Annotated in this window: 13 protein-coding genes and 1 other RNA gene; 7 read left to right on the forward strand and 7 right to left on the reverse strand. The window is 64.3% G+C overall.

From position 1 onward, the window contains the following. Window positions 1-19 precede the first annotated feature (19 nt). The 3 genes from IVA96_RS09510 to IVA96_RS09520 form a co-directional block, all read right to left on the reverse strand. A complete protein-coding gene (locus tag IVA96_RS09510; protein WP_247416923.1) occupies window positions 20-1837 on the reverse strand; it encodes a DNA polymerase III subunit gamma/tau in 1818 nt (605 codons plus the stop codon). A gap of 91 nt (window positions 1838-1928) precedes the next feature. Further along, window positions 1929-2025, reverse strand: an RNA gene (gene ffs, locus IVA96_RS09515) — signal recognition particle sRNA small type. Window positions 2026-2151: 126 nt separating this feature from the next. After that, complete coding sequence (locus IVA96_RS09520) at window positions 2152-3153, reverse strand: GlxA family transcriptional regulator (RefSeq protein ID WP_247276447.1); 1002 nt, start codon at window positions 3151-3153, stop codon at window positions 2152-2154. Window positions 3154-3258: 105 nt separating this feature from the next. Here IVA96_RS09520 and IVA96_RS09525 point away from each other — a divergent pair, with 105 nt between their 5' ends. From IVA96_RS09525 to IVA96_RS09555, 7 genes are all read left to right on the forward strand, one after another. Beyond that, complete coding sequence (locus IVA96_RS09525; protein WP_247276421.1) at window positions 3259-3900, forward strand: HD domain-containing protein; 642 nt, start codon at window positions 3259-3261, stop codon at window positions 3898-3900. 239 nt (window positions 3901-4139) lie between these two features. Further along, entirely contained in the window at window positions 4140-4559 is a 420-nt protein-coding gene (locus IVA96_RS09530) for an HIT family protein (RefSeq protein WP_247276420.1), read from the forward strand. 8 nt (window positions 4560-4567) lie between these two features. Then, on the forward strand, window positions 4568-5512 hold the full coding sequence (gene nudC, locus IVA96_RS09535) for an NAD(+) diphosphatase (RefSeq protein WP_247276419.1): 945 nt from the start codon (window positions 4568-4570) through the stop codon (window positions 5510-5512). Between the two features lie 13 nt (window positions 5513-5525). Then, window positions 5526-6479 (forward strand): sugar kinase, encoded by a 954-nt coding sequence (locus tag IVA96_RS09540; protein ID WP_247276418.1) that lies wholly within the window; start codon window positions 5526-5528, stop codon window positions 6477-6479. A 67-nt stretch (window positions 6480-6546) separates the two neighbouring features. Beyond that, complete coding sequence (locus IVA96_RS09545; protein WP_247276417.1) at window positions 6547-7056, forward strand: Lrp/AsnC family transcriptional regulator; 510 nt, start codon at window positions 6547-6549, stop codon at window positions 7054-7056. Between the two features lie 81 nt (window positions 7057-7137). Continuing rightward, the gene (locus IVA96_RS09550; RefSeq protein ID WP_247276416.1) at window positions 7138-7479 is read left to right on the forward strand and encodes a hypothetical protein; all 342 of its coding nucleotides are present in this window, start codon (window positions 7138-7140) and stop codon (window positions 7477-7479) included. Continuing rightward, a complete protein-coding gene (locus IVA96_RS09555) occupies window positions 7476-8942 on the forward strand; it encodes a methyl-accepting chemotaxis protein (RefSeq protein ID WP_247276415.1) in 1467 nt (488 codons plus the stop codon). The genes IVA96_RS09550 and IVA96_RS09555 overlap by 4 nt, the downstream gene beginning before the upstream one ends. Before the next feature lie 65 nt (window positions 8943-9007). On the opposite strand, the gene IVA96_RS09560 is transcribed toward IVA96_RS09555, so the two are convergent. The 4 genes from IVA96_RS09560 to IVA96_RS09575 all read right to left on the reverse strand — a co-directional run bounded on the left by IVA96_RS09560 (window position 9008) and on the right by IVA96_RS09575 (window position 11867). After that, a complete protein-coding gene (locus IVA96_RS09560) occupies window positions 9008-10507 on the reverse strand; it encodes a phosphomannomutase/phosphoglucomutase (RefSeq protein WP_247276414.1) in 1500 nt (499 codons plus the stop codon). A gap of 85 nt (window positions 10508-10592) precedes the next feature. Next, on the reverse strand, window positions 10593-11006 hold the full coding sequence (locus IVA96_RS09565; protein WP_346015471.1) for a HepT-like ribonuclease domain-containing protein: 414 nt from the start codon (window positions 11004-11006) through the stop codon (window positions 10593-10595). Beyond that, the gene (locus tag IVA96_RS09570) at window positions 10996-11292 is read right to left on the reverse strand and encodes a nucleotidyltransferase family protein (protein ID WP_247276413.1); all 297 of its coding nucleotides are present in this window, start codon (window positions 11290-11292) and stop codon (window positions 10996-10998) included. The genes IVA96_RS09565 and IVA96_RS09570 overlap by 11 nt, the downstream gene beginning before the upstream one ends. A 62-nt stretch (window positions 11293-11354) precedes the next feature. Then, a complete protein-coding gene (locus IVA96_RS09575) occupies window positions 11355-11867 on the reverse strand; it encodes a TIGR02281 family clan AA aspartic protease (RefSeq protein WP_247276412.1) in 513 nt (170 codons plus the stop codon). Window positions 11868-12169: the final 302 nt, after the last annotated feature.

A 12169-nucleotide genomic window follows, 5' to 3' on the forward strand; every position in this document is an offset into this window, starting at 1 on the left:
CGTCCTTGGAAAGAATGGCTCAGAGATCATCGTCGCCGTCGGAACCGTCGGGCGGATCGTCACTGCCATAGTCGGCGTTAATATTGGTTTCCGGCACCTCGGGGGCAAGCCTGCGGACCTCGACGACCTTCGCACCGGGGAAACGCGACAGCACCTCCTGCACGCGCGGATCGGCCTCGGCGGTGCGCGCATGCTCCTGCTTCGCGGCCTGGTTCACCGAGCGCAGCGTCGGCTGGCCCTGCTCGTTGGAGACGATCACGGTCCAGCGGCGCCCGGTCCACAGCTCGAACTTTTTCGCGAGCTCGGAGATCATGGTCTTGGAGGCGTTGGGCTCGAGCGCGACTTCCAGCCGGCCCTCCTCGAAACGGACGAGGCGCATGTCGCCTTCGAGCGCGCTCTTGGTCATGATGTCACGCTTCTGCCCGGCCAGCGCGACGAGCTGGGTGAAGCTGGTGACGCGCAGCACCGGCGCTGCACCTTGCGGATCCGACGCGGGGGCCGCCATCTGCGGCCGGGCGCCGGCGCCGAACGAGGATGGCAAGGATGTCGGCATGCGAACCGGCGCAGCAGACGCGACCGGTGCGGAAGGCGCGCTGCGCGTGGCACTGCCGCTGCTCACGACCGGCGAACCGCCGCCGTTCTGCTCCAGCATCCGGATCGCCTCGTCCGGCGTCGGCAGGTCGGCGACATAGGCAATGCGCACCAGCACCATTTCCGCCGCCGCGGCGGGACGCGTCGCGGCCTGCACCTCGGTGATGCCCTTGAGCAGCATCTGCCACATCCTCGACAGCACGCGCATGGAAATCTTGGACGCGAAGTCCCGTGCGCGGACCCGCTCGGTCTCGCCATAGGCGACGTTGTCGGCGGTCGCCGGCACGATCTTCACACGGGTGACGAAATTGACGAACTCGGCGAGGTCCGAGAGCACCACGATGGGATCGGCGCCGACATCGTACTGGTCGCGGAACTCCTTGAAAGCGGCCGCGATGTCGCCGCGCGCCAGTGAATCGAAGAGATCGATGACGCGGGTGCGATCGGCGAGGCCCAGCATCTGCCTGACGGCATCGGCCTTCACGGTGCCAGCCGCATGCGCGATCGCCTGGTCGAGCAGCGACAGCGAATCGCGCACCGAGCCTTCGGCGGCGCGGGCGATGATGCCGAGCGCCTCGGGCTCGATCTCGACGCTTTCCTTGGCCGCGATGTTGGCGAGGTGCTTCATCAGCACGTCGGCCTCGACGCGGCGCAGGTCGAAGCGCTGGCAGCGCGACAGCACGGTCACCGGAACCTTACGAATCTCGGTCGTGGCGAACACGAACTTGGCGTGCTCCGGCGGCTCCTCCAGCGTCTTCAGGAAGGCGTTGAACGCCGCCGTCGACAGCATGTGGACTTCGTCGATGATGTAGACCTTGTAGCGGGCGCTGGCGGGGGCATAGCGCACGCTGTCATTGATCTGGCGGACGTCGTCGACGCCGGTGTGCGAAGCGGCGTCCATCTCCAGCACGTCCATGTGCCGGCTTTCCATGATCGCCTGGCAGTGCACGCCGAGTATCGGCATGTGGATGGTCGGACCCTTCACCGAAGCATCCGGCATCTCGTAGTTGAGCGCACGGGCGAGAATACGCGCGGTGGTCGTCTTGCCGACGCCGCGGACCCCGGTGAGGATCCACGCCTGCGGAATGCGCCCGGTCTCGAATGCGTTGGAGACGGTGCGGACCACAGCCTCCTGGCCGATCAGATCATCGAAAGAGGAAGGGCGGTATTTCCGCGCCAGCACGCGGTAGGGTGTGGGGGCCTGGCTCGCTCTGTCGGGATCGGGAGGGGCGCCAGCGTCGGTCATCGGTCGATCCGCAATGAAATGTCTGTTGGCCGGCTTTTGCGGAAAGGAGCGCGCCGGCGGGGGCCGCCGGCGCAATTCGCTCGAAAAACAGGTAGGAGACTGACGAGCGACCCGATCCGGACCTCGTTAGGGCTGCTTCCTTCCGGACCTGACCCGGTTGGCGAGTGGCTCGTCCACCGCCAATCTCCCGGTCCCTATTTGGGGCCAAAGGAAGCGGAAAGCAAGTCGGCTGTCCACGGACATGGTCTCCCTGTCGGGGCCATCCCCAATCCAGCATACCTGCCGGGTACCGCCAGATCGGATGCCGAGCGTGGTCAGGGCACCTGCCCCGGAACCTCGGCCATGTGCGCAAACTGCTTGCGATATTCGGCCGGCGTCACGCCGACGTGGCGAGCGAAAGCGCGCCGCAACGTATCGGCATCCGCAAATCCACAACGAATCGCCACTTGCTTTGGCGCTTCGTTACCGAACTCAAGCAGCCGCCTCGCGGCGTCGACGCGGGCTTCTTCGACCCAGGTCGCAGGCGTGATGCCTACCTCCGCATGGAACAGCCGCGCCAAATGCCGCGGGCTGAGTTCCATGCGTTTGGCCAGATTCGCAACCCGATGGTCCAGACCAGGATTGGCGGCGACCCAGCGTTGGAGCTCCTGCAATGCCGCACGCCCGGCAGGAACGGCCGCGCCCTTGCGGGTGAATTGCATCTGCCCACCGGGCCGTTTGAAGAACATCACGAGTTGGCTAGCGACTTTCATCGCGGTCTCGCGTCCAAGGTCTTCCTCCACCAGTGCAAGCGCGAGATCGAGCCCTGCGGTCACGCCGGCTGCTGTGCGAAGTTTTCCGTCGATGACGTAGATCGCATCCTTGTCGACCGTGACCGACGGAAATTTACTCGCGAGGGTATCGGCGACTGCCCAATGCGTCGTAACCCGCCGGCCGTCAAGAAGGCCGGCCGCCGCAAGGAAGAATGCGCCGCTGCACACCGACCCGAACCGCCGCGTCCTCGACGCTCGCCGGCGAAGCCAGCCGACCACATTGGCATTCGCGGGGATCTCGGTAGCGTTCGGGCATCCGGCGACCAGCAGGGTGTCGATGGGCTCCTGGAAGTCGCGGTCGATGATTCGGTCCGGCATTAAGCGAACGCCGGAGGAGCTGAGAATCGGGCCCGGCTCGGTCGCAGCCACGAAAAGCGCATAGGCCGCACGGCCGGCCTGCACGTTGGCCTCGGCGAACACGTCGAGCGGCCCGGCGACGTCGAGAAGCTGCACCCCTGGCAGCGCAACGATTACAACAGTCCTCGATTTTGGCTTCCCATTCATGTCCGCCTCGGTGCAGATTTGTCCGTTTTGGACGTATCGCGTCAATTGCAGACAGAATAGCCCAGACTTAGCCTGCCAGCCACCAGAGATTTTCAGGAGAACGTCATGTCGAAAATCAACGAAGCCGCCCAGATTCCCGACAGCACGCTGGCGCGTGCCATTACCGAATATATCCGCGACACCGAGACGGACCTGCTCTTCAACCATTCCAGCCGCGTCTACCATTTCGGGGCGCTGGCAGGCATCCGCCGCGGGCTGAAGTTCGACCGCGAGCTGCTTTACGCCGGCGCCATGTTTCACGATATCGGCCTGATGCCCGGCCATGGCAGCAAGCACGAGCGGTTCGAAGTCGATGGCGCCCATGCGGCGCGCGATTTCCTGCGCAGCCACGGCATCCCGGAAGCGGATGCCTACACGGTCTGGAGCGCGATCGCGCTGCACACCACGCCGGGCATTCCCCAGCACATGCATCCCGTCGTCGCGCTGGTGACCGCTGGCGTCGAAATGGACGTTCTCGGGCTCACCTACGACGAATATCCCGATGAGGAACGCGAGGCCGTGGTGAAGGCATTTCCGCGAACGGCGCACTTCAAGGAAGACATCATCCAGTCGTTCTACGACGGCATCAAGCATCGGCCCCAGACGACGTTCGGCAACGTCAAGGCCGACGTCATCGCCGACAAGGAGCCGCATTTCCATCGCGGCAATTTCTGCAGCGTCATCCGCAACTCCCATTGGCACGGCTGAGCCCTCGGGACCGACATCATGTCGCGGCGCGCCGCCTTGCGCTCACACATCATTGATAGAGAAACCGTTCGATACTGACAAACCGCCCTAGCTCACGCAGCGACGAGCGCGGCGCGCGCTTGTCCAGGACGACGATCGCGTATGCAGTGGCGGCGGAGCCTCAACCTTCCCCTCGCTGACTCCGTATCGTATGGTCGGCTCCAACAAGCCCGAACCCATCGGGCCCATCCGGAACCTCCATGCCCGAACCCGCCTGGTCGCTGCATTCCCGCCTGAAAGAGGACACGATCGACATCGGCGATCTGCCGCTGTCGAAGGTGCTGGTCATCAAGGACGCGCATTATCCCTGGCTGCTGCTGGTGCCGCGGCGGCCCGACGCGATCGAGATCATCGATCTCGACGAGGTGCAGCAGGCGCAGCTGATGACCGAGATCTCCCGCGTCTCGCGCGCGCTGAAGGAGATCACCAAATGCGACAAGCTCAATGTCGCCGCGCTCGGCAACCTCGTGCCGCAGCTTCATGTTCATATCATCGCGCGCCGCACCAGTGATGCGGCCTGGCCGCGGCCGGTGTGGGGCGTGATGCCGCCGCTGGCGCACGACGCCACTGAAGTGCAGAATTTCATCAGCGCGCTCCGCCGCAAGATTTGGTTGGGTTGAAAGAAAAAATGTCAGCATTCAACGCGTTCCCGCTGGGACAGCCGGCCTTCGTCACCAACGTCCTCGACCGTGCCGCGCATCTGCGCCGTGACGACGAAAAGCTGTTCGCGCTGGAGCAGAAGCCGTCATCGCGCGCCTATGTGGTCTATCGCGACTCGCTCCTGGTGAAGCGCGAGGGCGAGAAGGTGCGGGCGCTGCTGGGAATTGACGAGGCAGTGAAATGCGGCGCCAATCCCGGCACGGTCTTTCTGGGGCTGCGCGACGGCGCAGCAATGTTCGGCATGGGGATGTCGCAGGCGGCGGCCGAGAAGCTCGTCGGCCGCGACGACTACACCGTGACCGAGCTGCGCGGCATGGCGATGCAGGGCGCGCTTCCGCCACAGGAGCTGTCGGCGATCGCAATGGCGAAGTCGATGGTAAGCTGGCACCAGCGCCACGGCTATTGCGCCAATTGCGGCGCGCGCACCAGCATGAAGGAAGGCGGCTGGAAGCGCGACTGTCCTGCCTGCAAGGCCGAGCACTTTCCGCGCACCGATCCCGTCGTGATCATGCTGGTCGCCTCCGGCGACAAATGCCTGCTCGGCCGCCAGAAGCAGTTTCCACCCGGCATGTATTCCTGCCTTGCCGGCTTCGTCGAGGCGGCCGAGACCATCGAGGACGCGGTGCGCCGCGAGATCCTGGAAGAGTCCGGGATCCGCTGCACCGACGTGCACTATTACATGACGCAGCCCTGGCCCTATCCGTCGTCGCTGATGATCGGCTGCAGCGCGCGGGCGCTGAACGAGGACATCGTCGTCGATCGCATGGAGCTGGAAGACGCGCGCTGGTTCACGCGCGAGGAGGCTGCGCTGATGCTGGCGCGGACGCACCCCGACGGGCTCGCCGGACCTCATCCCTTCGCGATCGCCCATCACCTGCTCGGCCGCTGGGTGCACGACAAGAGCCGCACCTGAACTGAGAGCGTCCATGACCGCAACGGGACTTGCGCCGGGCATCCTCTGCATCGGCATTCCCGTGCGCGACCTCACCTTCCGCGTCGAACACGTGCCAGCGCGCGGCAGCAAGGCCAATGCGAACCAGCTTGCGGAGATCTGCGGCGGCAACGCGCTCAATGCCGCGATTGCCATTGCGCGACTCGGCGGTCGTGTCGCGTTCGCTGGTCCGATGGGCGATGCGCGGGAGACGTCGAGCAGCTTCATCCTCGAACGGATGGCGCTGGAGGGCATCGACATCAGCCATATCGTTCGCATGCCGGGCCTGGCCACGCCGGTCTCGGCGATCATGATCGAGCCCTCCGGCGAGCGGACCATCACCATCTATCGTGATCCCGCTTTGTGGACCGTAGAACTGCCGGACCTGGACGAATTGCTGGCCGATTGCCGCGCGGTCCTCGTCGAAAGCCGCTGCGCCTCGCTCGCGACTTCCCTCTGCACCGAGACACGGCGGCGCGGCCTTCCCCTCATCGTCGGCGTGGACCGCGCGATGTCGTTGCAGGACGGCCTGCTCACGGCCGCTTCTCATTTGCTGTTCGCCAGCGAACAGGTGCAGGAGACCGCCGGCATCGCCGACGACGGCGAGGCATTGAAGCGCCTCGCCAAGCTGACGCCGGCCTTCCTCGCCGCCACACGCGGTCCCCTCGGCACGATCTGGCTGAACGAGACAGGCGAGCTGAAGGAGACGCCAGCCTTCCCTGTTCATGCGGTGGATACGCTCGGCGCCGGCGACGTCTTCCATGGCGCATTCACGCTGCGCCTCGCCGAGGGTGAGGGGACGCGGGAGGCGCTGCGATTCGCCGCGGCCGCCGCGGCGCTGAAATGCACCCGCCATGGCGGTGGCCTAGCCGCCCCACAACGCGTTGAAGTTGAAGAGCTTTTGAGAAGGCAGCAGGCGGCGATGCCCGGTCAGGCGCCAACATTATAGACTTGCGATAGAATGATTTTCTATGTATCAGGGGAATTCGCCCCTGAAATGGAACAAAGTTCTTCAAATGACCGACCTTGCCGTCCAGATCCCCGAGACCAGCCGCCGCCTCGATGCCATCGACCGCAAGATCCTGATGGTGCTCCAGGAAGATGCCTCCCTCTCCGTCGCCGAGATCGGCGACCGCGTCGGCCTGTCCTCGACCCCCTGCTGGAAGCGCATCCAGCGGCTTGAGGCCGACGGCGTGATCATCAAGCGCGTGGCCCTCGTCGACCAGAACAAGATCGGGCTCGGCATCTCCGTGTTCGTTTCGGTGGAGAGCGCCGATCACTCGGACGCCTGGCTGAAACGGTTCGCCGAAGCCGTCAGCGCCATGCCCGAGGTGATGGAGTTCTATCGCATGGCCGGCGACGTCGATTATATGCTGCGCGTGGTGGTGGCGGACATGCAGGCCTATGACGTGTTCTACAAGAAGCTCATCAGCGCCGTGCCGCTGAAGAACGTCACCTCGCGCTTCGCGATGGAGAAGATCAAGTCGGTCACTGCGCTGCCGATCCCGGCGGTGGTCGCGGCATAGCGCGGCAGCCTCGCGAGGGCTCGGCTTTCTTCTACCAGAGATTTACCCTCGGTTAGCTTCGTGAAGCTATGATCCTCGGAGATGGAGTCGGGGAACGTCCTCAGAAGAAGCTGGCTGCCCGCAGCAGCGTTGCTGCTGGTGAGCTGGGTCGCGGTCGCAGCACTTTCGCTGCAGGCGCGACCGGACGCTGAGGTGGTGGCAGTGGCATTCCCGCCCTGGTGGGACGCCCAGCAGGCGTTGCTGGCCGCCGCATCGGCGAACGCGGCGTTGGTGCGGATGACGGCTGCGCCGGCCGTTCTGGTGCTGCGTCCCGACAGCCACGATGGATTGAAGAAGCTGCACGAGGCGGGGGCCTGGCTGACTCTCGACCCGCAAGCGATCGATGCCTGTTTCACGAACAAGCCATTGGGGACTGGGGAATGACCTTCGAAGGTGATGAACTGGCGGTCCTGCGCGCGAGCACGAGCAAGATCCTGCTCGTGGCGCTCTGGCTGCATGTCCCGCTCGCGGTCGTGGTCGGGGTGATCTTGGGCACCGGGTGGTTGCTACCGGCCATTTTCATGGCCGCGATGGCCTCGGCCGCAAGCATCGCGTGGTCGGCTGGAGGAAACGGACCTTCGACCCAAATGATCGTCGCCGTTGCGCTGATGGGCGGCGTTTCGATGCTGGTGTTCCAGTTCGCCGGTCACCCATGGCAGGTCGACATGCACATGTACTTCTTCGCGGCGCTAGCCTGTCTCGTCGCGTATTGCGACTATCGTCCGATCGTCGCCGGCACGGTTGCAGTCGCTTTGCATCACCTGACGCTGAATTTCGTTCTGCCGGCGGCCATCTACCCCGGCGGCGCGGATCTCGGCCGCGTGGTGCTCCACGCCGTCATCGTTCTGATCGAGGCCGGGGTCCTGATCTGGCTCGCGCATACGGTCACCGGGATCTTCGCAATGGCGGCTCAGAAAACCGTCGAGGCCCAGGCTGCGAGCGCCGCTGAAGCCCGCGCCAACGCAGACCGACAGGAGGCCGCACGCGCCAAACAAAAGCGGGACGACGCCCGTCGCAACCTTGCAGCCGGTTTCGAGCACAGGATCAGCGGTGTCGTCGAAGCAGTGGCGCGCGCTGCGGGCGAGATGCAGGACCTATCCGCATCGATGCGGGGCAGTAACGTCGAAGCGATGCGGCAGAGCACGGCTGCTGCCACGGCTTCGACCTGCGCGACGGCCAATGTAGAGACCGTTGCGGCGGCAACCGAAGAGTTCACGGCTTCGATCAACAGCATCTCCGAGCAGGTGACGCGATCGGCCCAAATCGCCGCGAAAGCCGCTGAGGAAGCGCGTCGGACCAATACGGTTGTCGAAATGCTCGCAACCGGCACGCAAAAGATCGGGGAGGTGGTGACGCTGATCCAGAGTATTGCCAGCCAAACCAACCTGCTGGCCCTGAACGCGACCATCGAAGCGGCGCGAGCCGGTGAGCATGGCCGGGGCTTTGCGGTCGTCGCGAGCGAGGTCAAGGCACTGGCCAATCAGACCGCCAAGGCAACTGAAGAGATCTCCGCCCAGATCCAGGACATCCAGGCGGCCACCGGTGAGGCCGTCGGCGCGATCGAGGCGATCGGCGGCACCATCGCCGAAATCGACCGGATCTCCGGTGAGATTGCCGCTGCGGTCGAGCAGCAAGGCGGAGCGACGCGTGAGATTGCCAACAATTTGCAACAGGCTGCCGACCGGACCAGAGACGTCAACAAGAATATCCTCAGTGTCAGCCGGGCATCGGAAGACGCGAGCAAGGCCACTGACCGGCTGCTAGAGGCAGCCAACGGCTTGTCGTCGCAATCCGATCAGTTGAAATCCGAGGTGAACGGCTTCCTCGGTGCGCTGCAGGCGGCGTGAGCCGCCCGCGCATGGCATAGTCGGCTGCACTCGCCTCGAGTCGGGCCGCCGCGGTACGGCGCGCTTCAGATCTTCTGGTTGTACTCGCCGACCTCGGGATGCGTGCGCAGCACGCTGTTCACCATCTCGAACATGTCGTGCATGCCCTGCTCCGAGACCGGGCTCTCGACCACGACGACGAGTTCGGGCTTGTTGGAGGAAGCGCGCACCAGGCCCCAGCTGCCGTCTTCGACGGTGACGCGCACGCCGTTGACGGTGACGAGATCACGGATCGCCTGGCCGCCGATCTTGGCGCCCTTCGCCTGCAACCCCTCGAAATGCTTCACAACGGCGTCGATGACGCCGTATTTGACCTCGTCGGCGCAGTGCGGCGACATGGTCGGCGACGACCAGGTCTTTGGTAGCGCGTTCTTCAGGTCGGCCATCGACTTGCCCGGCGCGCGGTCGAGCATGTCGCAGATCGCGATCGCCGAGACCAGGCCGTCGTCATAACCGCGGCCGAACGGCTTGTTGAAGAAGAAGTGTCCCGACTTCTCGAAGCCCGCCAGCGCGCCCATCTCGTTAGTGCGGCGCTTCATGTAGGAATGACCGGTCTTCCAATAGGCGACCTTCGCGCCCTGTTTCTGGAGCACGGGATCAGTGACGAACAGGCCGGTCGACTTCACATCGACGACGAACTGCGCGTCCTTGTGGATCGCCGACATGTCGCGCGCCAGCATCACGCCGACCTTGTCGGCAAAGATCTCCTCGCCGGTGTTGTCGACGACACCACAGCGGTCGCCGTCACCGTCGAAGCCGAGGCCGACATCGGCTTTGTGATGCAACACCGCGTCGCGGATCGCGTGCAGCATCTCCATGTCCTCAGGATTTGGATTGTATTTCGGGAAGGTGTGGTCGAGCTCGGTATCGAGCGGGATCACCTCGCAGCCGATCGCCTCCAGCACCTGCGGCGCGAACGCGCCGGCGGTGCCGTTGCCGCAGGCCGCGACGACCTTGAGCTTGCGCGTCAGCTTCGGACGAGAGGTGAGATCGGCGATGTAGCGCGCCGGATAGTTCTCGTGGAACTGATAGGAGCCGCCGGCCTTGTTCTTGAACTCGGCGCCCAGCACGATCTCCTTCAGCCGCGTCATCTCGTCGGGACCGAAGGTCAGCGGGCGGTTGGCGCCCATCTTCACGCCGGTCCAGCCATTGTCGTTGTGCGAGGCCGTCACCATGGCGACGCAGGGCACGTCGAGATCGAATTGCGCGAAATAGGCCATCGGCGTCACGGCAAGACCGATGTCGTGCACCTTGCAGCCCGCCGCCATCAGGCCGGAGATCAGCGCGTATTTGATCGAGGCCGAATAGCCGCGGAAATCATGGCCGGTGACGATCTCCTGCCTGACGCCGAGCTCGGCGAACAACGCGCCCAGGCCCATGCCGAGCGCCTGCACACCCATCAGGTTGATTTCCTTCTGGAACAACCAGCGCGCGTCGTACTCGCGAAAGCCCGTCGGCTTCACCATCGGCTCGGATTCGAAGGCATAGGTGTTGGGCAACAATACGGATTTCGGCTTCGGGAACATTGAGACGGTCTCGTGAAAAGGGGGGGGCAGGATTTGCTGCAGCCTTAGCGAATGCCGGACCGCAGCGGAAGGCGGGAATAAAGGCTTATGGCCGATAATTGCGGCAGTTTGGTAACGAAGCGCGCGCGATATAGATGTCTGACCAGAATGGGCTAACGCTGTAGTCGTGCAACCTCCTCTTCAAGGACCTCCCTGAGAGGCGGCAGAGCCCGTTGAACAGTCTCCCACACGAAATGGGCGGCAACGTCCTCATAATTGTGGCGATAGACATTGCTGCGGCTGCCATCTGTTTCCACGCGATCGCCGGGTGCCTCGCCTTCAACTCCTCGGGCAGACGGCGGGATGCTTCTGAAATAATCTCCAGACACCGCGTAACTGCGTAGACGGTCCGCAGATCCGCCGCGAATTCCTCGCGATCAAGACGTCCGGCGAATTCAGCCGCCAAATCGATGTGATGCAAGATGTCTCGCAGTGCCCCGGGGATGCGATCAGAAGGCATAGATAGCGTCGGCCGTTGCGGCGGGAGCGACGTATGATTTCAGGCCGTCACGGTTGACGACGTCAACGGGTTCATCAAAGAGCTTGGCAATATATTCCTTGAGCTCGACGTAATCGAAGACCGTGATCCGCTTATTCGGATCGATCTCGACCATGATATCGACATCGCTGCCGGGATGATTTTCACCCCTCGCCACCGAGCCGAACAACGCGACATGCAAAACGCCCCGCTCGCGCAGGGCAGGCTCGAACTGTCGCAGAATCGCTATCGCATCGGGGCCGTTCATGGATGGAATATAGCACCCCGCCTGCTCCGGTGGGAGAGCCTCTTCGGGCCGCTAAAGCGAACTTACTGCTCGAGCACCATCTGGCCGTTGGCGTATTCGAAGCGCTTGAGGCGGGACAAGAAGGAAAGGCCGAGCAGGTTCTCCGACAGCGCTGCGTCCGGCAGCACCATGGCATCGACGTCACGCACGACGAGGCCGCCGACCTCCAGCATGGCGATGCGGGTGCGCGCGGCCTTGATGGTGCCGTTGGCAGTGGAGACGGTCGCGTTGTATTCGCTGCGCGAGGGACGCAGACCGAAGCGGGCGGCCGAGGTCTCGTTCAGCGCAACGACGGACGCGCCGGTGTCGACCATGAAGCCGATACGCTGGCCTTCGATCCGGCCCTCTGCCTGGAAATGACCGCGGCCGTCGCGAGAGATGGCGAGGCTGCGGCCGCCGGCCGGCGCGGAGGAAGCGACTGCCACCGTCGTGCGCGGCACCGAGGTGGCGGAGGCGGAGCTCATCTTGTCCGCCATCTGCGCCATGAAGGTGCCGAGGCCGATCATGACAGCCGCGAAGATCACTATGTTACGCATCACATCACTTCCGAGCCGGAAAGCTCGATTTCACCACGCGGCACGCCCGTCCGCGAGCGAAGCCACGGCTGGACCGATGCCATTTTGACGAAAAGGATGAGCGGACGGTTAATGCGGCCGCCTGACCTCTCCCCGCCTGCGGCAGGGCAATCGCATATGGCTTTTGGCGACGAGTGAGCGCGCGCCTTGTCCTTCGAGACGACCGCTCCGCGGTCTCCTCAGGATGAGGCTAAGCGGCATCGGTGCTCGTTGAAACTGCTGCCGTACACTCCGTCCTGATCCTGAGGGCCCGCCAAAGGCGG

The organism is Bradyrhizobium sp. 159 (assembly GCF_023073795.1).
Taxonomy (GTDB): Bacteria; Pseudomonadota; Alphaproteobacteria; order Rhizobiales; family Xanthobacteraceae; genus Bradyrhizobium.

What these genes read in the sequence shown, in the direction of transcription:
- IVA96_RS09510 (WP_247416923.1), bottom strand. Translation starts at nt 1,837, where the DNA reads ATGACCGACGCTGGCGCCCCTCCCGATCCCGACAGAGCGAGCCAGGCC.
- IVA96_RS09520 (WP_247276447.1), bottom strand. Translation starts at nt 3,153, where the DNA reads ATGAATGGGAAGCCAAAATCGAGGACTGTTGTAATCGTTGCGCTGCCA.
- IVA96_RS09525 (WP_247276421.1), top strand. Translation starts at nt 3,259, where the DNA reads ATGTCGAAAATCAACGAAGCCGCCCAGATTCCCGACAGCACGCTGGCG.
- IVA96_RS09530 (WP_247276420.1), top strand. Translation starts at nt 4,140, where the DNA reads ATGCCCGAACCCGCCTGGTCGCTGCATTCCCGCCTGAAAGAGGACACG.
- nudC (WP_247276419.1), top strand. Translation starts at nt 4,568, where the DNA reads ATGTCAGCATTCAACGCGTTCCCGCTGGGACAGCCGGCCTTCGTCACC.
- IVA96_RS09540 (WP_247276418.1), top strand. Translation starts at nt 5,526, where the DNA reads ATGACCGCAACGGGACTTGCGCCGGGCATCCTCTGCATCGGCATTCCC.
- IVA96_RS09545 (WP_247276417.1), top strand. Translation starts at nt 6,547, where the DNA reads ATGACCGACCTTGCCGTCCAGATCCCCGAGACCAGCCGCCGCCTCGAT.
- IVA96_RS09550 (WP_247276416.1), top strand. Translation starts at nt 7,138, where the DNA reads ATGGAGTCGGGGAACGTCCTCAGAAGAAGCTGGCTGCCCGCAGCAGCG.
- IVA96_RS09555 (WP_247276415.1), top strand. Translation starts at nt 7,476, where the DNA reads ATGACCTTCGAAGGTGATGAACTGGCGGTCCTGCGCGCGAGCACGAGC.
- IVA96_RS09560 (WP_247276414.1), bottom strand. Translation starts at nt 10,507, where the DNA reads ATGTTCCCGAAGCCGAAATCCGTATTGTTGCCCAACACCTATGCCTTC.
- IVA96_RS09565 (WP_346015471.1), bottom strand. Translation starts at nt 11,006, where the DNA reads ATGCCTTCTGATCGCATCCCCGGGGCACTGCGAGACATCTTGCATCAC.
- IVA96_RS09570 (WP_247276413.1), bottom strand. Translation starts at nt 11,292, where the DNA reads ATGAACGGCCCCGATGCGATAGCGATTCTGCGACAGTTCGAGCCTGCC.
- IVA96_RS09575 (WP_247276412.1), bottom strand. Translation starts at nt 11,867, where the DNA reads ATGCGTAACATAGTGATCTTCGCGGCTGTCATGATCGGCCTCGGCACC.